The sequence below is a fragment of the Cryobacterium sp. Y82 genome (assembly GCF_002929495.1).
Lineage (GTDB): Bacteria > Actinomycetota > Actinomycetes > Actinomycetales > Microbacteriaceae > Cryobacterium > Cryobacterium serini.
Genome location: NZ_PJJJ01000037.1, coordinates 358,767 through 382,373 on the forward strand (window position 1 = coordinate 358,767; position 23,607 = coordinate 382,373).

The 23,607-nt window shown below is 62.9% G+C and carries 17 protein-coding genes, 1 tRNA gene and 1 pseudogene; 13 read left to right on the plus strand and 6 right to left on the minus strand.

Annotated elements, in window-relative coordinates; translation table 11 throughout:
* The first annotated feature begins 12 nt into the window (after positions 1-12).
* The 8 genes from CXY70_RS16995 (at position 13) to CXY70_RS17030 (ending at position 8,785) form a co-directional block, all read left to right on the plus strand.
* A complete protein-coding gene (locus CXY70_RS16995) occupies positions 13-1,293 on the plus strand; it encodes a PTS transporter subunit EIIC (RefSeq protein ID WP_104193488.1) in 1,281 nt (426 codons plus the stop codon).
* The gene (locus CXY70_RS17000; RefSeq protein ID WP_104193489.1) at positions 1,283-2,536 is read left to right on the plus strand and encodes an N-acetylglucosamine-6-phosphate deacetylase; all 1,254 of its coding nucleotides are present in this window, start codon (positions 1,283-1,285) and stop codon (positions 2,534-2,536) included. Before CXY70_RS16995 ends, CXY70_RS17000 begins: the two co-directional genes overlap by 11 nt.
* Complete coding sequence (gene nagB, locus CXY70_RS17005; RefSeq protein WP_104193490.1) at positions 2,517-3,284, plus strand: glucosamine-6-phosphate deaminase; 768 nt, start codon at positions 2,517-2,519, stop codon at positions 3,282-3,284. The genes CXY70_RS17000 and nagB overlap by 20 nt, the downstream gene beginning before the upstream one ends.
* Before the next feature lie 136 nt (positions 3,285-3,420).
* Complete coding sequence (locus tag CXY70_RS17010) at positions 3,421-4,152, plus strand: hypothetical protein (RefSeq protein ID WP_104193491.1); 732 nt, start codon at positions 3,421-3,423, stop codon at positions 4,150-4,152.
* A 22-nt stretch (positions 4,153-4,174) separates the two neighbouring features.
* On the plus strand, positions 4,175-4,678 hold the full coding sequence (locus CXY70_RS17015) for an SRPBCC family protein (RefSeq protein ID WP_104193492.1): 504 nt from the start codon (positions 4,175-4,177) through the stop codon (positions 4,676-4,678).
* Between the two features lie 111 nt (positions 4,679-4,789).
* Complete coding sequence (locus tag CXY70_RS17020) at positions 4,790-6,118, plus strand: M20 family metallopeptidase (protein ID WP_104193493.1); 1,329 nt, start codon at positions 4,790-4,792, stop codon at positions 6,116-6,118.
* A 57-nt stretch (positions 6,119-6,175) separates the two neighbouring features.
* Positions 6,176-7,750 carry an AbgT family transporter gene (locus tag CXY70_RS17025; RefSeq protein WP_104193494.1) on the plus strand — a complete coding sequence of 525 codons (1,575 nt, stop codon included), beginning with the start codon at positions 6,176-6,178 and terminating at the stop codon, positions 7,748-7,750.
* A gap of 72 nt (positions 7,751-7,822) precedes the next feature.
* Positions 7,823-8,785, plus strand: a complete 963-nt coding sequence (locus CXY70_RS17030; RefSeq protein ID WP_104193495.1) for a RimK family alpha-L-glutamate ligase — start codon at positions 7,823-7,825, stop codon at positions 8,783-8,785.
* Positions 8,786-8,848: 63 nt separating this feature from the next.
* Here CXY70_RS17030 and CXY70_RS17035 read toward each other — a convergent pair whose 3' ends face one another.
* Entirely contained in the window at positions 8,849-9,724 is an 876-nt protein-coding gene (locus tag CXY70_RS17035) for an EamA family transporter (RefSeq protein ID WP_104193496.1), read from the minus strand.
* A 44-nt stretch (positions 9,725-9,768) separates the two neighbouring features.
* Between CXY70_RS17035 and CXY70_RS17040 the strand changes: the two genes are divergently transcribed.
* The 3 genes and pseudogenes from CXY70_RS17040 to CXY70_RS17050 form a co-directional block, all read left to right on the plus strand.
* Positions 9,769-10,260 carry a MarR family winged helix-turn-helix transcriptional regulator gene (locus CXY70_RS17040; protein WP_104193497.1) on the plus strand — a complete coding sequence of 164 codons (492 nt, stop codon included), beginning with the start codon at positions 9,769-9,771 and terminating at the stop codon, positions 10,258-10,260.
* A 245-nt stretch (positions 10,261-10,505) separates the two neighbouring features.
* Positions 10,506-10,961: a hypothetical protein gene (locus tag CXY70_RS17045; RefSeq protein WP_104193498.1), complete on the plus strand. Its 456-nt coding sequence runs from the start codon at positions 10,506-10,508 to the stop codon at positions 10,959-10,961.
* Between the two features lie 274 nt (positions 10,962-11,235).
* A pseudogene (locus tag CXY70_RS17050) lies at positions 11,236-11,952 on the plus strand (IS256 family transposase); the annotation flags it as partial.
* Positions 11,953-12,013: 61 nt separating this feature from the next.
* Here the strand turns inward: CXY70_RS17050 and CXY70_RS17055 are convergent.
* Positions 12,014-14,239 (minus strand): fibronectin type III domain-containing protein, encoded by a 2,226-nt coding sequence (locus CXY70_RS17055; RefSeq protein WP_233206001.1) that lies wholly within the window; start codon positions 14,237-14,239, stop codon positions 12,014-12,016.
* A gap of 762 nt (positions 14,240-15,001) precedes the next feature.
* A tRNA-Ser gene (locus CXY70_RS17060) sits at positions 15,002-15,091 on the minus strand.
* 86 nt (positions 15,092-15,177) lie between these two features.
* Between CXY70_RS17060 and CXY70_RS17065 the strand changes: the two genes are divergently transcribed.
* Both CXY70_RS17065 and radA read left to right on the plus strand, forming a co-directional pair.
* The gene (locus CXY70_RS17065) at positions 15,178-15,957 is read left to right on the plus strand and encodes an SGNH/GDSL hydrolase family protein (RefSeq protein WP_233206002.1); all 780 of its coding nucleotides are present in this window, start codon (positions 15,178-15,180) and stop codon (positions 15,955-15,957) included.
* Positions 15,958-16,010: 53 nt separating this feature from the next.
* Positions 16,011-17,375 (plus strand): DNA repair protein RadA, encoded by a 1,365-nt coding sequence (gene radA, locus CXY70_RS17070; RefSeq protein WP_104193500.1) that lies wholly within the window; start codon positions 16,011-16,013, stop codon positions 17,373-17,375.
* A 58-nt stretch (positions 17,376-17,433) separates the two neighbouring features.
* Here the strand turns inward: radA and CXY70_RS17075 are convergent, their stop codons facing one another.
* From CXY70_RS17075 to CXY70_RS17085, 3 genes are all read right to left on the minus strand, one after another.
* Positions 17,434-17,841 carry a dehydrogenase gene (locus CXY70_RS17075; protein ID WP_104193501.1) on the minus strand — a complete coding sequence of 136 codons (408 nt, stop codon included), beginning with the start codon at positions 17,839-17,841 and terminating at the stop codon, positions 17,434-17,436.
* Positions 17,842-17,921: 80 nt separating this feature from the next.
* Positions 17,922-18,569: a hypothetical protein gene (locus CXY70_RS17080; protein ID WP_104193502.1), complete on the minus strand. Its 648-nt coding sequence runs from the start codon at positions 18,567-18,569 to the stop codon at positions 17,922-17,924.
* 128 nt (positions 18,570-18,697) lie between these two features.
* Positions 18,698-23,425: an ExeM/NucH family extracellular endonuclease gene (locus tag CXY70_RS17085; protein ID WP_104193503.1), complete on the minus strand. Its 4,728-nt coding sequence runs from the start codon at positions 23,423-23,425 to the stop codon at positions 18,698-18,700.
* Positions 23,426-23,607: the final 182 nt, after the last annotated feature.

The following is a 23,607-nucleotide window of genomic DNA, read 5'->3' on the forward strand; positions in this document are numbered from 1 at the left end:
GCACCTTTCGAGATGGGAAACACCGTGTCAACGGATAACACCGCCAGGCCTCAGAATGCCGGCGCAGCAGTCGCACCCGACTCCGGCAAGGGCACCGGCAAAGCGCTGCAGAACCTGCAGCGCTTCGGGCGCAGTCTCATGCTGCCCATCGCCGCGCTTCCGGCCGCAGCCCTTTTACTTCGGCTCGGCCAAGATGACCTGCTGGGTCGGTTTGAGTCCCTGACCACGGCTGCCCAGGTCATCGGCGCAGCGGGTGGAGCGTTATTCGAGAACCTTCCATTGCTTTTCGCCATCGGCATTGCCTTCGGGTTTGCCCGCAAGGGCGACGGCTCGACCGCGCTTGCCGCCGCCGTCGGGTATTTGGTCATGATCAACGTGTTCGAGGTCATGGCACCGCTTGTCCTCGGTGCCGCTCCAGAAGGTGGCGAAGAGCCCGTCATCAACTACGGCGTCTTAGCGGGCATCATCATCGGCCTCACCACAGCGTTGTTGTGGCAGCGCTTCCACCGCACCAAACTGCCCGACTGGCTGGGCTTCTTCGCTGGCCGGCGTCTGGTCCCGATTCTGACGGCCCTCGCCGGCATCGTCATCGGCGTCGTCATGGCACTGATTTACCCGGTCTTCGATCGCGGCCTGACCAGCGTCGGAAACGCCGTTGCGGAGAACACAGTGATCGGCAGTGGTGTCTACGGTACCCTCAACCGGCTGCTCATTCCCCTGGGACTGCACCATATTCTGAACTCGATCGTCTGGTTTATCATCGGTGACTACGAAGGCACCAATGGAGACCTGAACCGGTTCTTCGCGGGAGATCCCTCCGCGGGCGTCTTCATGACCGGATTCTTCCCCATCATGATGTTCGCCCTGCCCGCAGCCGCCCTGGCGATCTGGCAGGAGGCAAGGCCCGCGCAGCGAAAGATCGTGGGTGGTGTCATGCTCTCTACCGGTCTGACGGCCTTCCTCACCGGCATCACCGAACCACTCGAGTTTTCCTTCATGTTCGTCGCCTGGCCGCTATACGTCATCCACGCCATTTTGACCGGCACGTCGTTTTTGGTGGTAAACCTCCTCGGCATCCATCACGGTTTCGGCTTTTCGGCGGGAGCGATCGATTACCTGCTGAACTTCGGAATTGCCGAGAAACCGTTGTGGCTAATACCGATCGGGCTCATCTACGCGGCTATTTATTACGTTCTCTTCCGCTTCGTCATCCGCCGCTGGAACCTCCGCACCCTCGGCCGCGAGGACGAGACCGAAGGAACCCCGTCCATGGCCACGCCTGATGCAAGCTGATTCAGCAGCGGTGTTCTCCGAATCACCCGTCCGCGCCTTGAGGGGCCGCCTCATCACCGGGCGGCTTGGGGAAGACGCTATCGAGGATGGCGCGGTCTGGCTAGAGGGCGGACGTATCCGCTGGTGCGGTCCGGCCGTTGACATACCTGCCGGAATCAGTAGTCCTATCGAGCGGGTACCCCTGATATTGCCCGGTCTGGTGGACGTACACTGCCACGGTGGAAGGGGCCACACCTTCGCCTCGGATCTTGACGGCGCATATGTTGCCGCAAATTATCATGCTGCCCACGGAACCACGTCAATACTCGCCTCACTCGTCGCGGCGCCGTCACCCGTACTACTGAAACAAATTACGGTACTGCGCGAACTGGTGCGGGACGGCACCCTGGCCGGGTTGCACCTGGAAGGACCGTTCCTCGCAGAGAGCATGTGCGGTGCGCAGGACCCAGCCGCGATCATCGACGGCAACCCAGCGCTGCTGGAGCAATGGCTTCAAGCCGGCCAAGGCACGGTGACATCCATCACCATCGCCCCGGAGACCCCCCACTTCGCGGAGTTAGTGTCCCTGTGCCGACACTACGACGTCGTTCCCTCTTTGGGGCATACTGCTGCCACAGCAGCCCAGACGCGCAACGCCCTGGCAAGCATGCCTCCTGAAGACACCCAGGCTTGGTCGGCCACGCACTTGTTCAATCGCATGCCACCGCTAGGTCATCGCGTGCCCGGGCCGGTCGCGGTCCTGCTGCAGGCCGCTCAGCGCACGCCTGACCGAATGATTCTGGAGTTGATCGCCGACGGTGTGCATCTCGATCCAGAAATCGTTCGCATGGTCTTTGCTTTGGTCGGTCCGCAATCAATCGCCCTAATTTCCGACGCGATGGCGGCCACAGGCATGAACGATGGGGCATACTCCCTCGGAAGTCTGGACGTGATCGTTCAAGGCGGCATTGCCCGGCTGGCTCCGGCGGACCCAAATACACGCGGGGCGATCGCTGGCGGGACCAGCACGCTGCTGGACAATGTGCGCCGCTGCGTCGAGTGGGGAATACCGCTGATCGACGCCGTCGCGGCTGCATCATCCACTCCCGCGCGCCTGATGGGTTTTACCGGGCGGGGCACCATCACCGCGGGCTATCGCGCCGACCTGCTGGCAACTACGGAAAACCTCGAAGTGCTGCAGGTTTACCGCGCAGGCATTCCCTTAAAGATTGAAAGGACGGATCGTGCAGATTATCTTGTGTGACTCACCCGAACAGGTCGGAGCCCGGGCCGCTGATGTTGTAGAAGCGCGACTCCGGCAAGGCCCGACAGTTCTGGGATTGGCAACCGGCAGCTCCCCCGCCGGCACCTATCGGGAACTCATCCGGCGTCACCGTGACGAGTCGTTGAGCTTCAACCAGGTCACGGCGTTCACCCTGGACGAATACGCCGGGTTGAAACCCGGCCATGAGCAGTCGTACTACTCGACCATCCGGCGTGAATTCGTGGATCACATCGACCTGCCCTTGGAGCAGTTGCTGACACCCCGCGGGGACGCAGCGGATCTAGTCGACGAAGCTAACTGGTACGACGCGGCGATCGTATCTGCCGGTGGAATCGATATTCAGATCCTCGGTATCGGAGCCAACGGGCACATCGGGTTCAACGAGCCGACCTCATCCCTGGCATCACGTACCCGGGTGAAAACCCTGTCCGGGGTGACACGGGCGGACAACGCCGGATTCTTTCCTAAAGGTGAGGTTCCTAGGCTGTGCCTGACCCAAGGGTTGGGAACAATTCGAGACGCCAAACAAGCTGTACTGGTAGCACTGGGCGAAAATAAGGCAGACGCTGTCCGCTCGATGGTCGAAGGACCCGTGAGCGCCTACTGCCCGGCATCGGTACTGCAACTGCACCGCAGGGCCGTCGTCATCCTGGATCCGGGAGCCGCTTCGAAACTAACGCTCCTAGATTATTATCGAGAAGCCCAAGAACTCAGCGATCAACTGTGACCTGCGCAGGAAAGCTGTCTCACCCATCCGCCGTCCGGATCCAACGCGAGTTCTGATCGATTGCGAGGGTGCTCGTCAAGCCCACCTCGCCAGGTCGATCTCGGTCGTGTTTATGGCACTGACCTAGGGTGGACGTATGGACGCCGACATCAACTTTTACTTCGACCCGGTCTGCCCCTTCGCCTGGATGACCAGCAAGTGGGTGCGACAGGTGCAAAAGCGGCGCGACTACACCGTGGACTGGCGGTTCATCTCCTTGCGCCTGATCAATGCCAACGTCGACTACGACGCGCACTTCCCTCCCGAGTACGAAGCGGGCCATACCGCCGGGCTTCGGCTTTTGCGGGTAGCCGCCCGGGCGCGAGCGGAGCACGGCCGCGAGGCAGTGGCGCCGCTGTACGCTGCATTCGGGACCCACATCTTCGACACCGCCCCGGACGACCATCGAACCGAGGGCGAGGTGCGTGAACTCCGCGGGACGCGCAAGTTCGTGGAGCCGATCCTCGCCGAGGCTGGCTTGCCGCTCGAGCTGGCCGAAGCTCTCGACGACGAGTCCTGGGACATCGAGATCCAGCAGGAGACAGACGAGGCGCTCTCACTGACGGGAAAAGACGTGGGCACGCCCATCATCCACTTCGAGCCGCCCGCCGGTGTGGCCTTCTTCGGGCCGGTGATCAGCCGGTTGCCACACGAAGACTCGGCGGTCGAGTTGTGGGACCACGTAGTCGCCCTGGCACGCTTCCCGGGTTTTGCCGAGCTCAAACGCAGCCTGCGCGAGCAGCCACAGCTGGCCGCGTTCGGAATCGACGTGGACGCGGTCGGAAAGCAGGAGGACTGGCATGGCGGCAGTCGACGGCAGAAGAAGTGACTACCTCCGTTAGGGTAAACGCATGAGTGAGACAGGCATCCTTAGCCACCAAGAGTCCGTTATCGTCGCGGCGTCGGCCGCGTTTCTCTACGACCTGCTCTCCGACATCACCCGCACCGGTGAGTGGAGCCCGGTCTGTACGTCATGCTGGTGGGACGACGAGGCCGAGGCCGGCCGGGTCGGTGCCTGGTTTACCGGGCACAACGAGCTCCCACACCGGACCTGGGAAACCCGGTCTGAGGTAGTGACGGCAGAGCGCGGTCGCGAGTTTGCCTGGGTGGTGGGCGGCAGCTTCGTGCGCTGGGGCTTCAGCTTCGACGCCGCAGAGACCGGGACGAGGCTCACAGAGTCTTGGGATTTCCTGCCGGACGGGATCGCCATGTTCGAGGAGAAATTCGGCGAAGACGCGCACGCTCAGATCACCGACCGTACCCAGCAAGCCCTCGACGGCATCCCGAAAACCCTCGCCGCGATCAAGCGGCTCGCCGAGGTCACCATCGACTCAGGGGCGCAGGCACACGCCTGACCTGGTCGTTCATCCCCGGTCAGGCGGGGTGTGCTGCCAGCACAGGTTCTGAAGATGACGGTGTAGGTCAGAACGGCACCACGAGGCAATCTCCCTGTCTAGGGTGGATCTATGAGCCATTCGATAGTGCCGAGCACCACGTATCTGCAGAAGCTTCAGGCCGAAACGGCCCGCAGGGTACTGACCTCTGAGTCGGTGCCGTCGCCGTTCTCCGGGGCCCCGGAGGAACTCGCAACCGCCGTTGAAGCCCAGGTGGAGGCGCTCGCCCGGGACCTGAACGACGTCGTTCACACCCTGCACGCCGACCCGGAGATCGCCTTCGCCGAGCGTCGGAGCGCCGCCTATCTGGTGGAGCTGCTCGGTCGCCATGGGATAGCCGCGCAGCTCGGCGTTCACGGACTCGACACCGCGATCCGCGCCGAGATCGGCTCGGACGACGGCCCGGCCATCGCAATTCTCAGCGAGTACGACGCCTTGCCCGACGTTGGGCATGGTTGCGGGCACAACGTGATTGCCGCCACCGGAGTCGGCGCTTTCCTCGCGCTGGCCAACACGCTCAAAGAGAACCCCGACGCATTCAGCGGCCGGGTGGTTTTGCTCGGCACTCCCGCCGAGGAAGGCTTCTCCGGCAAAGAAGTGATGGCCAGGCACGGTGCCTTCGATGGCGTCGACGCCGCGATTATGGTGCACCCCTACGGGTACGACCTCGCCGACCAGGTGTGGCTTGGCCGCCGCGTTCTCACCGTAACGTTTACGGGCGTCGCGGCGCACGCATCCGCTCAACCCTTTATGGGTCGTAACGCCCTCGATGCTGCAACCCTGGCGTACCAGGCCGTTGGACTGCTGCGCCAACAGCTACCGCCGGTTGACCGCGTGCACGCTGTCATCAGCGAGGGGGGAACGCGTCCAAGCATCATTCCCGAGCGCGCAGTACTCAAGCTTTACGCCCGTTCCAAATTCGCGGACACGCTCAAAGACCTCAGCGCGCGACTGGACGACATCGCGCGCGGCGCGGCCTTGATGACGGGAACGAGTGTTGAGATCGACTGGGACGAGCACGCCCCCTCACTGCCCGTGCGCACGAACAGCGCGCTCACCGGTCGCTGGGTCGCCGCCCAGCAGCGCCGTGGGCGCCAGCCGCTCCCGCTTGGCGTGGTGTCAGAAACCATCGCAGCGTCCACCGACTTCGGCAATGTAAGCCATCGCATCCCAGGCATCCACCCCCTGATCAAAATTGCGGCGCCCGACGTTGCCCTGCACACCCGCGAATTTGCGGCAGCCGCCGCAACGGATGCCGCAGAATCGGGCGCCCTCGACGGTGCCTGCGGTCTCGCCTTGACCGCCCTAGATTTTCTCTGCGACGCCGAATTGCGCCGCAGCGTGGCGAATGAGTTCGCGGAGCAGGGCGGCGCCATCGATGTGCCGCACTTCTTCGACTGACTTGCAAAACTTCGGTCACACCGATCGTTCTATTCCATCCGACGCAAGGTAGTCCCCATGTCTTCAGCACAGACCCTCACTCGGCGCACCGTCGTGATCGACCGTGTCCTCGGCGGAATCGAACGCGTCGGCAACAAGCTGCCTGACCCCTTCATGCTCTTCCTCCTGCTGTTCGCAATCACGGCGGTGGCGTCGACTGCTATGGCCTGGGCCAACGTCACGGTGCAGTTGCCCGGGACCGACGAGACCACCGTGATCAAGGGCTTCTTCACCGCCGAGGGACTCACCTGGTTCACCCAAAACATTGGGGTCAACTACCTGGGCTTCCCGCCGCTGGCGACGGTGCTACCCATCCTGCTCGCGGTCGGTGTGGCCGAGAAGTCCGGCCTGCTCTCCGCGCTGATTCGTAAGGCTTTCGGCTCGGCGCCGCGCTGGTCACTGCCTTACGCCGTGGCGTTCGTGGGGGTTGTGGGGTCGATCATGTCGGATGCCGCATTCGTGGTCATCCCGCCGCTTGCCGCCCTGGTATTCAAGGCCGCCGGCCGGCATCCGGTCGCCGGACTGCTCGGCGGGTTTGCCGCCGTGGGTGCCGGCTACTCGACCTCGCTTTTCGTGACAAGTCTCGACGCCCTTTTCGCCGGGATCACCACGTCGGTCACACAGAACCTACCCAACGCCGGTTCCGTTGTGACCCCGGTATCGAACTACTTCTTCAATGTGGTCTCCGCGCTCGTACTCATCGCCCTGGCCGGCTTCATCATCGACAAAATCCTGGAACCGCGTCTGGGCCGGCAGGGAATCGCGCGCGAGGAAATCATCGACGACGGCGACGTGTCGGGTGCCGCAGTGATGCACACACGGCTCACGGACACCGAGAATCGCGGCCTGTTCTGGGCGTTCGTGGCCGGCGTCGTCGTCGCCGGAGTGATCCTCGTCGGCGTGCTCCTGCCGGACTCCCCCTGGCGAAACGAAGACGACGGGTTCTTGCCGCGCTCGCCCCTGTTGAGTTCGATCGTGTTCATCGTTTTCGCCACATTCGTGATTCCGGGGCTGGTGTACGGCAAGATCACCGGAACCATCGCCACGGGCAGCGACGTACCGCGCGTCATGGGCCACGCTATCAAGGACATGAGCGGATTCCTCGTGCTCGCGTTCATCCTCGGCCAGTTCGTCGCCCTGTTCAATTTCTCCGGAATCGGAAGCTGGCTGGCCGTTGCAGGAGCCGGGGGCCTGGAGTCCATCGGCCTCACCGGATTTTCGGCCGTCATTGCCTTCGTATTGCTCGCCTCGCTGCTGAACCTTTTCATCATTTCCGGTTCGGCCATGTGGACGCTGATGGCCGCCGTGTTCGTGCCGCTATTCGTGTTGCTTGGCTATGAACCCGCGTTCATCCAGGGTGCTTTCCGGGTCGGGGATTCGGCCACCCAGGTACTCACCCCCCTCAACCCGTACATGATCGTGCTCCTCACGATGCTGCGCAAATACGAGCCACAAGCGGGGCTCGGCACCGTCATCGCCCGCATGCTTCCCTTCGCTGTCACGTTCTGGCTTGCCTGGGTAGCAGTGCTGAGCGTCTTCTTCTTTTTCGACCTGCCGATGGGCCCGGGCAACGGCATCATGATCCCGCAGTAGTAACCATGTAAGACCCAAGGAATACCCGGCGCCGGAGCCTCCTTGAGTGCAGTGCAAACCGAAAGGATTTCTATGACTTCCACCCATCCCACGATCTACGCCCTGCACGAGAACCCTGAATGGTTCCCGCCGTTCGCCCGGGCCTTTGAAGCAGAGGGTATGGAGGTGCAGGAATGGCTGCTCACCGACGGCGTTCTCGACCTGGACTCGGTACCACCGGAGGGAATTTTTTGGTCGCGCATCAGCGCATCCGCTCACACCCGTGACCATGGAAAGTCGAAGGACTACGCGCGCGCCGTATTGGCCTGGCTCGAGGCTCACGGCCGCCGCACGGTGAATGGCCGGCGCGTGCTCGAGCTCGAGATGAGCAAGGTCGAGCAGCTGGTCGCGCTCAAGGCCGCTGGCATCGACACCCCGCGCACAGTGGCTGCGGTGGGCCGCGAGCAAATCCTCGCCGCCGCACGCGATTTTCCCACCCCGTTCATGACCAAGCACAATCAGGGCGGCAAGGGTCTGGGCGTGCGCAAGTTTACGAGCCACGAAGAGCTCGCCGAGTACGTAGCCTCTGACGAGTTCGAGGAGCCGCAAGATGGCATCACCCTGATTCAGGAATACATCCAGGCTGCGGAACCGTTCATCACCCGGGCCGAGATCGTGGGGGGCGAGTTCATCTACGCCGTCAAGGCCGACACCGCGCGCGGCGGCTTCCAGCTGTGCCCAGCGGATGCCTGCGCCATCGACCCGATCACCCGCGAGCTGATCATGCCTCCCGGCGCCACCATCGCACCCGTAGCCGGTCAGCAGTTATTCAGCCTGCGCGAAGACTTCGACCACTCGATCATCGAGAAATACCTCGAGTTCGCGCGCCGCAACGGGTTGGAAGTGTGCGGCATCGAGTTCATCGAAGCCGAAGACGGCCGAGTGCTCACCTACGACGTGAACACCAACACGAATTACAACGCGGTTGTTGAGGCTGAAGCCCCCCGCTCAGCTCCACGTGCCCTGGCTCGGTACCTCAAAAAGCTCGCGGCCTGAATTACTGGGCGGCGGCTTTAGGGGGACCAGCTTACGAAACGGATATCGGGGAGAGTGGGTCACTCACCGCAGCACGTCGGCGGTTGCGGCTCTGGAAGTGATGGCGGCGCAAATTGAACCGAGAACGATGACGATCCCGGCTATCTGCATTGGAACGAGGTCCTCGCCGGCAATTATCCAGCCGAGGAGGATGGCTACGACGGGGCTGAGTAAGCCAAGGAAAGCCGTGGTGCTCGCGGCAAGCCGTGCGATTCCACGAAACCACATGACGTACGCGAACGCGGTGCCGATGACCGAGAGGTAGGTGTATCCAATGATGTTCGGCGGTGTCAGTGGAGCTACGGGAGGGCCCTCGATTACGAGCATAAGGATCAGGAGGGAGAGGCCGCCTGCGATGAGCTGCCATGCGGTGGTCGTTAGCGGGGACTCGGGCTGCCCCCATTTTTTGGTGAGCACGATCCCGGATGCCATAGAGAGTGTTCCGCCGATAGCGGCCATGAGCCCAACGGCGTCGAGGCGCGCTTGGGCCTGGAGCACAATGAGGCACACGCCGAATAAGCCGGTAGCGCCGGCGGCGACGACCCGGCCTGTCAATCGCTCGTGCAGGACACGGCTGGCAAGAAGCGCGATGATGAGCGGCTGAATCCCGCCCATGATTGCGGCCACACCACCAGGGAGCCGATAGGCCGCGATGAAGAGCAACGCAAAGAACGCTCCGATGTTGAGGATGCCCAGGACCCAGGATTTCCACCACCAGGCGCCGCGTGGCAAACTTCGGCAGAGCATGAGCAAAAGGATTCCCGCAGGAAGTGCGCGCAACGTAGCCGCCAGCAGCGGCCGATCCTCCGGCAACAGCATGGTGGTTGTCAGGTATGTCGTGCCCCAAATCGCCGGGGCCAAAGCTGTCGTCACCAACAAGAAAGTTCGATTGCTAAGCACTTAGTCATTATACCTAAGCGCTTAGTAATTGATAGTATGGCTACATGCCGGACCAAGTCGATCGAATCATCGAACAGTGGAATACAGAAAAGCCCAACCTTGATGTCTCACCCATGGCTGTCATTGGTCGATTAAGTCGCACCACCCTCGTCGTGGAATCGCGACTTGCCAAAACGTTCGCCGAGCACGGTTTGGATGCTGCCTCCTTCGACGTGCTCGCAACACTTCTGAGAAGCGGCGCCCCCTATCGGATCACTCCGCTGAAGTTGGCTCATGAGGCCATGATTTCAACGAGCGCAGTGGCTCAGCGACTGAACAAGCTGGAGAGCCGGGGGTTTGTCGTGCGCCGCGCAAACCCCGACGACGGTCGCGGCACGCTCGTCGCGCTCACCGATCGTGGAAGGGATCTTATCGAGACGGCATTGCCAGATCACCTCGAAACCGAGCGCGCCATCACCGCCGCGCTCAGCAGCGGGGAGCAGGCAGCGCTCGCGGAGCTCCTTCAACGACTCAGCACCGCCGCCAGTGAGTGCTGATGTCCCTATCCGAATATGCATTCTACGACCAGCGCGTCGAGAACTGTCGATCGAATGATTAGGGAGTCCAATCGCTGAGCGGATACCGCGCGCGGTGGTTCGGTTAGGCAAAGCTCTCTGGCGCGTTCGGCCCTTGACTTGGTGAGGGCAAGCCTGGCCCAGTGTGCCCTGCCCCTAGGCTGTGACTGGGGAGCGCGAGCATCCGTTCTTGAAGAATTTCTACGGGCCAGAATACGGAGCGAGTGATGGAATACATCGAAAGTCGCGTCATCAACGCATCGAGGGCGACGATTGCAAACATTCTCGTCGATATTCGCCGCCTGCCGGAGTGGAATCCCGCGATTCTTTCTGTCACAGCGATCGATCCCCGTGCGCTGGTTGGCAAGCCGTACTCGATTCGAGCCAAACTACCTGGTTCCCCCACGATCATCTACGAACAGGTGTCCACGGATTACGTTGTCTGGCGCCTGGACGGATTACAGGCGCATGAAACAGGCGCTTGGAAACTCGTTGCGCTTGCCGACCAAGAGACAGAGGTTACCCACACCATCACTCACAGCGGAGCCATCTTTCGCATGCTTGCCGACGCCTTTCGGACTGTGCCAGGTCTGAGGCTCGATCGTTTGCAGCGCCGAGCAGAATTCGGTCAGGAGCGCATCAGGCCGCGAGAATTGAACGATCATCCCGGAGTCGCTGGTTGATTGCTTCACCGGCCTTGATGAGAGCACGCACATTATGCATGTAAGTGAATTCGGCCCCTCAGATGGCCCTCCAGGGTCATGTCCCATTGAGTGGTGTTGTGTCCCGGATTTGAGTGTTGCTTCGTCAACGTGAGGAGCCACCGTGGGATGGTCAGTGAGTACCGTTCAAAGTTCCACAGAAGGCACATCACACGACCCTTCTATAGTTGAAGTCAAGCAGTAAGGGTCGCCAGTGAGCGATAGATGCTGCGGGCGATGAATCGTTTGAGGCAGCGGTGTCTCAACCCGCAAGGTCGACGACTTGGTCAAAGCGCTCGGCGCTGACACCGGCATCTCCAAGTCGGAGGTATTCCGGATCTGCGCCGGCCTCGATGCGGAAGTGGCCGAGTTCCGCGACCGGACCCGGGCCGCGCAGGATTTCCCGTATGTGTTCCTCGACGCCAGGTACTGCAAGGCGCGCGTTGGGCACCGTATCGTGTCCCAAGCAGTCGTCGTCGCGATCGGCGTGGCCGCCGACGGGCGCCGGGAAGTCCTCGGGTTTGACGTGGGCGACAGCGAGAATGAAGGCTTCTGGACGAGCTTCCTGCGGTCTCTGAAGACTTGAGGTCTGGACGGGGTGAAGCTTGTCATGTCTGACGCTCACACTGGGCTGAAGAAGGCCATCGGGACGGTCTTTCAGGGCGCCGGCTGGCAGAGGTGTCGGGTGCACTTCATGCGAAACGTCCTCGCGGTCGTGCCGAAGGGATCCCAGGAGATGGTGGCGTCGATCATCCGCACCATCTTCGCCCAGCCCGATCGCGAGCACATCGAGAAGCAGTTTCGTGCGGCCACCACCATGCTTGCAAGGTCCCACCCGAAGGTCGCCGCGATGCTCACCGATGCCCAACCCGACTTGCTCGCGTTCGCTGCTTTTCCGCGGCGTCACTGGCGACAGATTTGGTCGACTAACCCGTTGGAACGGGTCAACAAAGAGATCAAACGCCGTACCGACACCGAAACGGGCTCTCACCGCTGATGCAGTGAGAGCCCGTTCCGGTGTCATCTCGTGGCCGTTACCCCGCGGTCACGGTCACCGGACCCACGACGCCACCCAGAGTGGAATCGAGCCAGACCGTGCCAGGGTTGCTGACCCCAGTCCTGAGCCGGTAGGTAAACACTCCACCGGTCTGCGGCGCCGCCGCTGCGGTGATTGGCGCTCGTCCAATGACAGGACCGGTCGGTCCATCACGATGGATCGTCACGGTGCCGCCGACCGACGAACTGATACCGTCGATTCTAAAGTCGCGCGCCTTCCACCTCGCCCCGGTGACACTGATCTGGCTGGCGATCGGCGTGATTCGCACCTCATCGGTGCGCACGGCAGAACCCGAAGTAACAGTCAGTCGGAAGGTCAGCGGATTGTTCGTCATCGGTGTCGCGAAGAGCGGCAAGGCGAACGTTGGCTTGACCGTCGTTGGCCCTGAAAGGGTGACGCGGTCGGGATCCGTTGGCCCATTGAGCACCTGCTCCCACAGGTAGGTCGTTTCCGTGCTGGTCGAGCGGCTACCATCGAGCACCACCGTGGTTGCGGTGACTGCCCGAGTGATCGCCTGATCGGCTCCCGCGTTAGCGACGAGAGCGCCGAGTGCTTGGACCGGGTCGGACTTCGCCGATGCGACACTGGAGCCGTTAGCATTGCTCGCAGTGACCGTAAACTGATAGGCCGTATCTGGAGTCAGACCGTCGAAGACGAGTGTCGTCACATCTCCCGCAGTGGTGCGTGCGGGGCCCGCCGCAGCTCCATCAGCGGTGTACGCCTGCACGGAATAGCCTGTCACCGTGAGTTCCGGTGCCCCAGGGTTTGCAGCAGCCCAGTTCAGCGTCACGCTTCCCGTGCCGGCGAGCGGTGGCGAGGAGAAGGTTGGCGTGGAGGGGAGAGGATCATTCGTGACGGTCAACACCACCTGGCCCTGCGTCGAGATGTTGCCGGATGGGTCGACCGCGGCAAAGTTCACGGTCGTCGTTGCGGCAATGTTGATGGGCTGCGTGTAGAGCACAGCGACCGCGGACAAAGTGCCGCCGGATAGAAAAATATCCGACCCATCGGTCGTGTAATACAGCTCAGCTGCCGCCTCATTGGAGCTCAGGGTGAGCTGTTGGGCGGTGCGGAATGACCCGCTCTGGGGGGAGGCCGTAACCAGGGGCGCCACGATGTCGGTGACCGGGATGGCATGCACGGCGGGGAAGGTTTCGCCCGCGCTGCTTACTGAAACGAGAAAAACGTCATACGTCTCGGCTGGATTAAGCCCCGAAATCGTGGTGGCCTTCGCCGTAGGGGAGTCGATGCGCTTGCCAAATTCCGCGCGCTCTCCGTTGATGACCGTTTGCGCCACCGCGTGAACCCGGTAGCCGGTGATCGCCGGGGTGCCGGGGATCGCTTGTGCTGGCGTCCACGTGATCTTGAGGGAATCTGCCACCGTGGCGGCGATCACATCGGTCGCTCCGGCGGGTCCTGATTGCAACGGACCGTTCGGGCATCCGCCCATTCCAGGACCGCCCAATTCGCCAAACTCGGCGATGGTGAGGCCTTGGCGGTTAGCGGCGGCATCTTCGAGCTGCCAGGACATCGCGCGCACACCGCTTCCGGCGGCAGCAGCAATGCTGGCAGCATCCTGGCTGTCGAACACGTAGGTGGCCGTGAAAGTGTTAGGGCCCGCAATGCCGAACGCGAGCGATGAGCTGTAGCCCACGTTGGCTGTAAGCGGTCCAGGCACAGCGCGCACGTCCCGACGGCCGATAGCTGTGTTCTTGAACGCTGGTTCGACGATTCGTTGCTCTACCTGAGCTTGATTTGCACCGTCGCCAATGAAACCGTTGATGGTGACGGTGACGCCGTCGGCGGCAAGCACCGGCGTTGCTGTCACATATACGTCTTGGGTTGTGGTGTCACCGGCTGCAGTTGCACCGAACTTCATCGACACGAGATCTCCGGACCGGATGTCGGGGGTAACTTTCAGGGTTGTGCCGGCGCCCCAGCAGACCCCGCCCGGGTGGTTGATCTCGAACGCGACATCGCCCGCGCCCACAACCGACTCCGCTGAGCCAATCACACCTACCCCGGGACGCGTCACCTCCACGGTTGCGACCTGGCCAATGTGTTCCTGGTAACCCTCGATGGTGATGAAGTCGCGGTCAGGGAAGACGACGATGTTGTTGGGAAAGGTCGGGACAGCCGCCGAAGCGGCCGGTACAGCGATGATGAACGGTGCAATCAGCACTGCTGCTGAGACTCCAAACACGGTCGCGCGCCTTACGGAAGAAGTCCTGTTTCCAGGACCCGCCGCAGATGGGCTGGTTTTCACGGTCATCCACTCCTTCATAAAAGTGCGCGAATAATTCACGCATAATTGCACTCTCGTCCCGGGGCCTTGGAAAAACCATGTCCCTCCAGCCGCGACATTGGTGACCAGGAGTGGCGCCTTGTGTTGTCCAGCGTCGGAGTCGGTAGAGGCTTCTGACTACGTGAAAAATGGAAAGTCACCTAGAACGGTCAAACTCACCACCTCGAATCCAGCGGATAAATCGATTCTGCAACCCGATCAGTCGATATTCATCCGCGGATTGTATTCCCGTAATCCGTCCCGGACTGCTCCAACGCCTTACGTACCCCGATCGCCTTTTGGGCGGTCGTGTCCGTGAGTTTCGGCGGGCTCGCTTCGGGCGTCTCGATCGCGGTTCCAATGCCGCCGCCGGCCCCTCCGGTGCGGCACGTTTCCGGATCGCGTAAAACGTCTCCCGCGCGATGTTGTGCTCGGCCAGAACGTGCTCACCGCTCCATGCGGAGCCGCGGGAGGCCACTGGACGATGGCAAGACGGACACGGGAATCGACAGGTTCAATTCGGCTCATCCCTCAAACATCGACGGAGAACTGTCAGGACCCAACACCACAAAATGGTCAGAGATTAACTGACCCAGAACCGTCAGAGATGTCCTGACAGATAACAGGTAAAACGAAACCCCCTACTCCCCAGTGAAACACTGGGATGTAGGGGGTTTTTCGTGGCGGTACCGGTGGGATTTGAACCCACGGTGGAGTCTCCCCCACACGACTTTTCGAGAGTCGCACCTTCGGCCGCTCGGACACGGTACCGCGGACGATTCTAGTAGAGACTGGGGTCAGGCGCGAATCGGCGAACATGCAGCCGACACTCGGATGCCGCGGAGTAGCCTCAGCGGGTGACCTCACCAACTCCACGCATCCGTTCTGCCATCGCTACCGGAGCAGCCGTTGTCGCGACAGGCCTCGTGCTCGTCAGCACCTGGTGGCGGCACGACCTCGACCAGCAGAAGGCCATTCTCAACGAAACGCTTCCGGTGCACTCGGCGTGGTGGCGCGAAAACGCCAAACACCCGGGCGAACTGCTCTACGTCGCTATTGGCGACAGTGCCGCCCAGGGCATCGGGGCCTCAAGCCCAAACAAAAGCTATGTCGGCGTTCTCGCTGATCACGTACGGCTGGCGACCGGACGGACGGTTCGCGTCGTGAATCTCAGCGTGTCGGGTGCCACGGTTGCATTGGCTGTGCGCGACCAGCTTCCGCGCTTTGACAAGCTCGAGCCCGACCTCATCACGGTCGCGATCGGCGCCAACGACATCGCCCAATGGAACCCTGAGGCCTTTGAAACTGGTATCCGCTCTGTGTTCGACGCGCTGCCACCGCACGCCTTCGTCGCCGACCTCCCGTGCTTTCACCTGCCGCACAACGAAATCAAGGTGGCGGTGGCCAACGAGATCATTCGCCGGATCGCCGCCGCTAACAAGCTGACGGTGGTTCCGCTGCACGCGACGACCAAACGGGCTGGCTTCCGCAGCATCTTGACGCACGTCGCCAAGGATCTTTTTCACCCCAACGACCGTGGATACCGGTCCTGGGCGGAAGCGTTTCTGCCGGCCATGAGTGCCGATGTCGCGCACCGTTTCTCGGCGGTCAGCCATACGCCAACCGAGGCCAGCTAGAGGCTGCGCCGCGCGCACGGCCGACTGTCGGTGGCCCCGGCTAGGCTCGGGATATGGCAAAACCCGTCTCCTCTTTTCGCTGCTCCGAGTGCGGCTGGACCACCCTGAAATGGGCGGGCCGCTGCGGCGAATGCCAGCAGTGGGGCACCGTCGTCGACGCCGGCCAGGCAGCAGGCATTACCCGCAAGCTCAAGGCCGTCACACTCGTCGGGGATGGTATCGCGCGCCCCATCACCCACGTTGAAACGGACGCCGCCGCCCACTGGCCGACCGGCATCAACGAGTTCGACCGGGTGCTTGGCGGGGGCATCGTGCCCGGGTCGGTGATTCTGCTCAGCGGCGAGCCGGGCGTTGGCAAGTCCACGCTGCTGCTCGAAGTCGCGTCCAAAGCGGCGGCGGCAAAGAGCCGCGTGCTCTACGTCAGCGCAGAAGAGTCCGTGAGCCAGGTACGATTGCGCGCCGAACGCACCAACGCGCTCGAACCCGAACTGTACATCGCCGCCGAAACCGACCTCGGGGTCATTCTCGGTCAGATCGACGCGGTCAAGCCCGACCTCATTATCATCGACTCCGTGCAGACCGTGTCGAGTGCACTCTCCGACGGTTCGCCGGGCATGCCCAGCCAAGTGCGGGAGGTCGCATCCACTCTTATCCGGGTCGCCAAAGACCGCAATCTGCCGGTGCTGCTGGTCGGTCACGTCACCAAAGACGGCTCGATTGCCGGGCCGCGGGTGCTTGAGCACCTGGTCGACGTGGTCTGCCAGTTCGAAGGCGATCGCCAGACGTCGCTGCGATTCATTCGGGCGCTCAAGAATCGATTCGGACCGACCGACGAGGTTGGCTGCTTCGAGATGACCGGTGATGGCATCGTCGAGGTGCCCGACCCGAGCGGGTTGTTTCTGAGCCGAGCCACCGAGCCGGTCGATGGCACCTGTGTCACGGTCGCTCTGGAGGGTCGCCGCGCGATGCCGGTCGAGGTGCAGGCGCTCGTCACCGACACCCAGGCTCCGAACCCGCGCCGCGTCACGAGCGGCGTCGACTCAGCCCGCGTGGCCATGCTCCTCGCCGTGTTGCAGGAGCGTGCGGGCATGAATCTGTCGACCAAAGACGTCTACGTGTCAACGGTCGGCGGTATCCGTCTAAATGAACCGGCCGCCGACTTGGCAATCGCGCTCGCCATCGCCTCCGCGTTCACAGGGCTCGCAGTGGCACACAACGTGGTCGCGTTCGGTGAGATCAGCCTGGCCGGCGAGGTGCGCGGCGCGCTCATGTCCAAGCAGCGCGTGAACGAGGCGGTGCGCCTGGGCTTCACGACCCAGATTGACGCCGCCTGCGGGTCGATCCACGCGGCGGTTGCCCTGGCGCTTGGCACCACCCGTAAGCCGCGCGACGCTGAACTGGATCGAGCGTGGGGATAGGCCAGGGTGGTTCAGGGGGTCGGTGACCCGCTGAACGCGCGATACAGACGCTCGATCGTTATTCGGTGTCGCCCTCGCCGAGCTGCGGGCTCAGCGCCTTCAGCAGGTCGGCCGGAGCCGCCTGCATTACATTTGGCCCGGCAATATCGAAGAAGACCATTTCCAATGTCGAGGCGTGCACGGTGAGAAACTCCCGCAACCACTGGCCATCGCAGACCATAACCTGCGGGTTGATGTCATCGGGAACCACACGCACGTAGTTCTCCGCCGCGGAGAAGAGCAGCAGCATCCGCTTGTCGGAGCCTTCGCGGCCAAAGACACGCACCTGTGCTGCCTCGCCGTTGACAACGAGTTGAGGCACGATCATGTAATCGTTGCGCAGCGCATAGGCGACGGCGACGACGTCTTGGGCCGCCAGTGCGGCGGCGAGCGCCTCGGAACGGGTGTTGGCAGTCGTATCGGTCACTCACTCATTCAATCAGCCGCGGCCGTGCACGCCCAGCTGGCAGCACACGCCACGAGCGAACGGATACCTCAGCGCAAACCCTAGTTGAGAATCATCAGCGCCGGGTCGGCCGCTTCGATGCCGTCCACGGTCACGTGCAGGTAGTACGACGCTCCGCCAGCCGGAACCGCAGTACGGGCTTCCGCTGCGCAGGTGTCAACGGTCGAGCGCGTGCGATCCCAGGTAATCGCGGCAGCGAGGGGCATGACGACCCCGGGCTTGAGGGTTACCTGGGCGTCGATCGGGTTGGTCTGGCAGTCCGTCGAGGTCCAGTAAACGTCCGTGCCACTCATCACGGTGAACACCTGCCTGGCGTTTCCGGCGTTGATGACACAGTCGGTGGTTCCGATGTTATTCAGGCTCAGCGATAGCTGCGGCAGCGCGTCCGCCGCGTAGTTGGTCGCGTCGGTAACGGCCGCGACCTCTACGGCCGATGGGTCGCAGGCAGCGCCGGCGACGGCGGTGGCCGTCTCGGGAATCGTGGTGGCGGTATCCGTCGGTGCGGCCGAATTGGCCCCGGCGGCGGCAGGTGATTTCGGGGCGTCTGCGTCGCCCTTGCTTGCTCCCGGTTGCACGATGATGAGGAAGAGAATGACGAGCACGGCCAGAAGCCCGAGCCCCACTAGGAAACGCCGGCGCCGGTACACCTTGCTGGACTGGCGGCCGACCGATTGCTTGATCGTCGACATGCCCCAAGGTTATTGAAGACGGTGCCAGAACCCGGTAATGGTGTGCGTGTCGGCAGCAATTGATGCCGGAAGAATCCAAGGCCCGCCCGCAATCGAAGGCGTGCGGACGGACCCTGACAACCACGGGGCTAGCGAAGTCCGTTCTTCAGCGGCTTCCTGGGGTGGTCGATTTTGACGTCGGTCCAACCGATCACGTCACCGCTCGCATTCTGCACGGAAACGCTGTATCGGCCGTGCTTGACGTCGTCGGCGAGAGTGACGCTCACAGTGCCCTCGGCGTTCACGAGCAACCAGCCACCGAGGTCGTCGGCCTTCTTCTTGGAGTAGGCCCACACCGACACATATTGCCCGGCGTGCTTCATTCCGACCTCGACCACAACCCTGTCGCCGGCGCGATACGAATTCTGGTCGGTGTCGATCGCGGCCTTGAGTTTCTTCGTCAGCTCCTTCGCCGAGGCAGCCGTGGGCGCCTCGCCCGGCTCGGCAGTTACAGCCACCGCGACGGCCAGCCGCACAGTGGTACCCGAATCGACGGCTGTCATCTCCAGCAGGCTGTTCTCGACCGCGTCGGCCGGGACTGTAACGGTCACGGTGGCCGTACCCGTCGAATCAACGGATGCCGTACCCACGTCAGTCCCCGACCACTTCAGCGCGAGTTGCGTGTTCTTCGGAGCGCCGAGCGAGGTGAGGTTGAGACTTCCGACCGTGAGGGTGAGAGTGTCACCCGGATTGACCGGTGCCGTTGGGCCCCCGGTGATCGAGGCCTGGTTTGCCTTAAACGACGGCGACAGCGGGCTGTTGTGCTGAATGTAGGAAATCCAGGCGTCCCGGTCGACGAGGCCGGAGTCGCGCGTGTCCGTTCCATTCTTGAACTCGCGAAAATTGTCGCCGCCGGTGAGTAGAAAGTTGAACGAACCGATGCGATATGACTGTGCCGGATCGAGCTGCGTCCCGTCGATCCAGATGCCCGTCACACGGTCCCCCGCGGCACGAGCGGCATCGAAGGTGTAATTCACGTTGTCGCTCAGGCCGAGTTGCAGGAACGGACGGCTCGGAATCGTGCCGTCTGCGTTGGTCTGCCACTGCTGTTCGAGAACGGTCTTGAACTGTGCGCCGGTAAGACTTGTCGTCCACAGGTTGTTCAGGAACGGCAGCACAGCGTTCGCCTCGGCATACGTCACGACACCGTCGGGAGCGCGTGAGAGGTCGGCACGCATACCACCGGGGTTGACGATGCCGATCTCGGCACCACCGATAGCGGGGTCAGCCAAGGATTCGCGCAGCGAGTTTGCGACGAGGGTGCCCATAGAAGAGGGCGCCATGCGGTTTTCGGCGCACGGGGCGACTCCGCCGATGCAGGCTCGGGTGATATCGGCGGTGATCGACCCCACCGGTACGTTGCCCTGGATCGCAGCCTCCGCCAGCGCGGCGTTCGTTATTGCTTGAACTTCAGCAGCGCGCGGGTAGGCGGCCACGAGGTCGGCATCGGGCACGGTGGAGCGGGCTACGTTGCGGTTGGTCACGGTGGTCGTGTCACCCGAGGCGATGTCGTAGCTGAGCACAACCTGTCCGATGTTCTCACCGTAGTTGCCGGTCTGCAGCACGGGACGCGTCACGCCATCAGCCGCACCGGGGACCTGCGCGTCCCACGCGTACTGCTTGTGCGTGTGGCCGGTGAAGATCGCGTCGACCGCAGGCGTTGTGTCATTCACGATGCTCGCAAAGGCTCCGCCGGCGGCGAGCTCCTGCTCGAGCGTTGCGCCGTCAGGGATTCCCGCGCCCGCGCCCTCGTGGTACTCGGCGATCAGCACATCCGCTTCACCGTTAGACGGGTCGCCGTCGGTCAGTTGAGATGCCACTCGGTTGACAGCTGCGACCGGGTCGCCGAAGCTCAGGGTCGCGATTCCGTTGGGTGATACGAGTGCGGGGGTCTCTTCGGTGACCGCCCCGATTACACCCACGGTGATGCCGGCCACATCGAGCAGTGCGTATTCCTGCATCGCGGGCGTTTCCGTGCCGGAGTTGTAGACGTTCGCTCCGAGATAGTCGAAGTCGGCCGCGTCGGCCACCCGGCCGGTGAGGTCAGCGAAGCCTTGGTCGAACTCGTGGTTGCCCACGCCGGAGGCAGCGAGGTCGAGGGCGTTGAGAACGTCAATGGTGGGCCGGTCATTTTGCGACGCCGACGCGAACAACGAGGCGCCGATATTGTCGCCGTCGGAAAGGAACAGTGAGTTCGCGTCGCCGTACTCGGCCCGCAGCTGCTCAATGGTTCCGGCGAACTTGACGGTGTTCGCATCAATGCGTCCGTGGAAATCGTTGATGTTGAGCAGATTGAGCTCGATCGCGGTGGGGGCCGCGAGGTTGAGCCCGAGGATAACCGGGTCGTGGTCTGAGGACCGGAAGGCATCGGCGACGTAGAAGTCGGTCACATTGTTGTTGTAGCGGCTGTACTCGAGGGCGACCGATTCGACGGAGTTGATGTTCCAGACGTCGACGGCGTTCACCGTGGCATCCGCTTCGGGCGAAGCGAACACGTGGTCGAGTGAGCCGACCGTGCCGCCGAAGGCGTAGGTGTACTCGCCGCTCTTGTTGCCCTGGTTGATGTAGCCGGCCTTGAGCAGCACCTGCATGGGATCTTCACGGTCGTAGGCGTTGAAGTCACCGGTGAGAAAAACCCGGTCAATGCCGGAATCGGCCTTCATCTGATCGGCGAAGGCTACGAGCGCCGTGGCCTGCTCGACCCGCGTCGGGTTGGAGGCGCCCTGCCCGTCGCCCTGGTCGGCGTTGTCCCCGGTGCCGGACCCCTTCGATTTGAAGTGGTTGACGATGGCGAGGAAGCTGCTCTCCTCATCGCCGACCAACGCAAATGCCTGTGCGAGCGGTTCGCGTGCGCGACCGTTGAACGCGATGGATTCGGTCAGAATGACCGACTCCCCCACCGTTTCAACGAGGGCCGGCTTGTAGATGAACGCGGTGCGAATGACGTCTTCACTAGCTGGACGCGCCGCCGGCGAGGCCACAAACGCCCAGACGTCACTGCCCGCAGCTGTGTTGAGCGCCGCGGTCAGGTTGCCGAGGGCGTCGTCGCGGTCCTTGCCGAATGCGGCTGAGTTTTCGATCTCTTCGAGCGACACCACGTCGGCGTCGAGTGTGTTGATGGCCGAGACGATCTTGGCCTGCTGGCGTTCGAAACTGAGCTGGGTCGCGGCGCCGCGGGCGTCGCATCCGCCCCTCACCGTGGTCGGCACGCCGGCCCGGTCGTTGTAATACCGGCAGCCGTCGAGCGTGTCCCCGGTGGTGGAAAAATAGTTCAGAACGTTGAAACTCGCCAGGCGGATGTCCCCGCCCACGTCTTCCGGCGCGCTCGTGCGGGTGTCGGCAAAGGTCACCGGCTGCACGGTCGCGGCGTTGCCCGCGACGAGGGCCGTGGTCGGCTGCATTTTCCAGGCGTCGTTGCGAAAGTCGAAGACGACCGGTGACAGGAACGACACCGCGGCGCCGATGCGCACCGGAGCGGTCGTCGACAAGTACGGAACCGGGCTGCCCTGGTTGGCTGCGGCGAGGTAGTTGGTCGTGGCCCCATCGTCGAGGGTGACCGCGCGGCCGGCATTCTCGGCGAGGGCGGCCTGGTATTCGGCCGAGCCCGGCAGTGCCGTGACCGTCGGGTTCACAAGCGGTGTCGTTCCGGCGGCGAGGCCGATCTCGGCGTACTGGTTAGTCGTGTAGTTATTGGTGACGGTGTAGTCACCCCGCGGGGCGAGCAGCATGCCCTCGAGGGTTTCCCGCTGTCCCTCGCTGGTCGGCAACAGGACTGTAGCCGGTGCTACCGCGACAGCAGGGTTAGTGAGTTGGATGACGTCGCTAGCGGTCCCGAAGGTCACCTCCGTCATTCCGAAGAATTCCACGACGGTGCCCACGACCTGCACGTGGTCGCCGATTTGTACGTCGGCCTGTGCCGAGTTGGAGTATGCGAAAACGCCGTGCGAAGCAGTGTGGCTGGCGAGATCCAGTTGGCCACCGGTACCAGCGGTCTGCAGGTAGAACCCGTCGAAGCCACCCGTCGGGTAGGCGGCCGTGACCACGCCGGAGGTCTTGACGACGGTTCCGGCGAGCGGGCTCGCATCGGTCGTGCCCTGGATCGCATTGATCGCTGTCAGGGCGTCGGGCACCGGCGTCGGGTCGGGATCTGGGTCCGGACCAACCGGGGTTCCCGTGTCACCGGCTGTATTCGTTGGCGTGGGCGCCTTCGAACTGAAGTCGGCGAAGTTGACATCAGTGTCAGCAGAGGCCGTGCGATTCACCGAGGTGGTGACGGATGCAGCGGCTGCGGCCGTCCCCTCAAAAGTGTTCGACGTTCCGTAGCCGATCAGGTCGAGGATTTGGGTCTGCCCGGTGAGCGACCCGGTTGCGGGGGCGGTGAGCGCGGTGGACTGGTTGGCGAAGAAGATCGTGCCGGCTGCGGCGGCGAAAGAGGTTCCAAAGGAGGCATCTGCCGTGGGCAGGGTGGCCCCGTTGGCCGCGTTCGAGCTGCCCTGCACGAGGTAGTGTCCCCCGGCGGCAATCGTGCCGGTCAGGGCGACGACCCCGGTCGGGTTCGACGATCCGTTGGCCGAGCGATATTGAATCGAGGTGCCGTCGAGCGACACGTCGTCGGCAGTCGGATTGTAAAGCTCGACGAACTTGTTCAGGTAGGTCGCGCCCGAGCTTCCCCCGTTCAGGTACGCCTCATTGATGAGGACTCCGGTGCCGGCGGTGTTAGCGCTGGCCGGTAGGGCAATGATCGGAGCGGCCGCGAGGCTCACCCCGAGAAGTGTGGCGAAAACCAGCCTGGAGCGGCGGCGAACGGCGGATGACATGGATCTCCTCATTCCTAGGTCGTGTCACTACACCTGGGGCCGTGCTAGCGATAGATCTCCCGGCCCACGGATTGGCGGGTGCAATTGATCGCAGCCTAGCGACGGCCCATGTCCGGGGGGTAAACACCGCGTACTTTGCTCGTCTGAGCACTGTTTAATACCCGATCCGGCCGATCCGAGCG

Bases quoted from the DNA above. Each gene is read 5' to 3' on its own strand.
- CXY70_RS17030 (WP_104193495.1), top strand. From the start codon at position 7,823: ATGACTTCCACCCATCCCACGATCTACGCCCTGCACGAGAACCCTGAA.
- radA (WP_104193500.1), top strand. From the start codon at position 16,011: ATGGCAAAACCCGTCTCCTCTTTTCGCTGCTCCGAGTGCGGCTGGACC.
- CXY70_RS17015 (WP_104193492.1), top strand. From the start codon at position 4,175: ATGAGTGAGACAGGCATCCTTAGCCACCAAGAGTCCGTTATCGTCGCG.
- CXY70_RS17040 (WP_104193497.1), top strand. From the start codon at position 9,769: ATGCCGGACCAAGTCGATCGAATCATCGAACAGTGGAATACAGAAAAG.
- CXY70_RS17080 (WP_104193502.1), bottom strand. From the start codon at position 18,569: ATGTCGACGATCAAGCAATCGGTCGGCCGCCAGTCCAGCAAGGTGTAC.
- CXY70_RS17085 (WP_104193503.1), bottom strand. From the start codon at position 23,425: ATGTCATCCGCCGTTCGCCGCCGCTCCAGGCTGGTTTTCGCCACACTT.
- CXY70_RS17025 (WP_104193494.1), top strand. From the start codon at position 6,176: ATGTCTTCAGCACAGACCCTCACTCGGCGCACCGTCGTGATCGACCGT.
- CXY70_RS17045 (WP_104193498.1), top strand. From the start codon at position 10,506: ATGGAATACATCGAAAGTCGCGTCATCAACGCATCGAGGGCGACGATT.
- CXY70_RS17000 (WP_104193489.1), top strand. From the start codon at position 1,283: ATGCAAGCTGATTCAGCAGCGGTGTTCTCCGAATCACCCGTCCGCGCC.
- CXY70_RS16995 (WP_104193488.1), top strand. From the start codon at position 13: ATGGGAAACACCGTGTCAACGGATAACACCGCCAGGCCTCAGAATGCC.
- CXY70_RS17010 (WP_104193491.1), top strand. From the start codon at position 3,421: ATGGACGCCGACATCAACTTTTACTTCGACCCGGTCTGCCCCTTCGCC.
- CXY70_RS17020 (WP_104193493.1), top strand. From the start codon at position 4,790: ATGAGCCATTCGATAGTGCCGAGCACCACGTATCTGCAGAAGCTTCAG.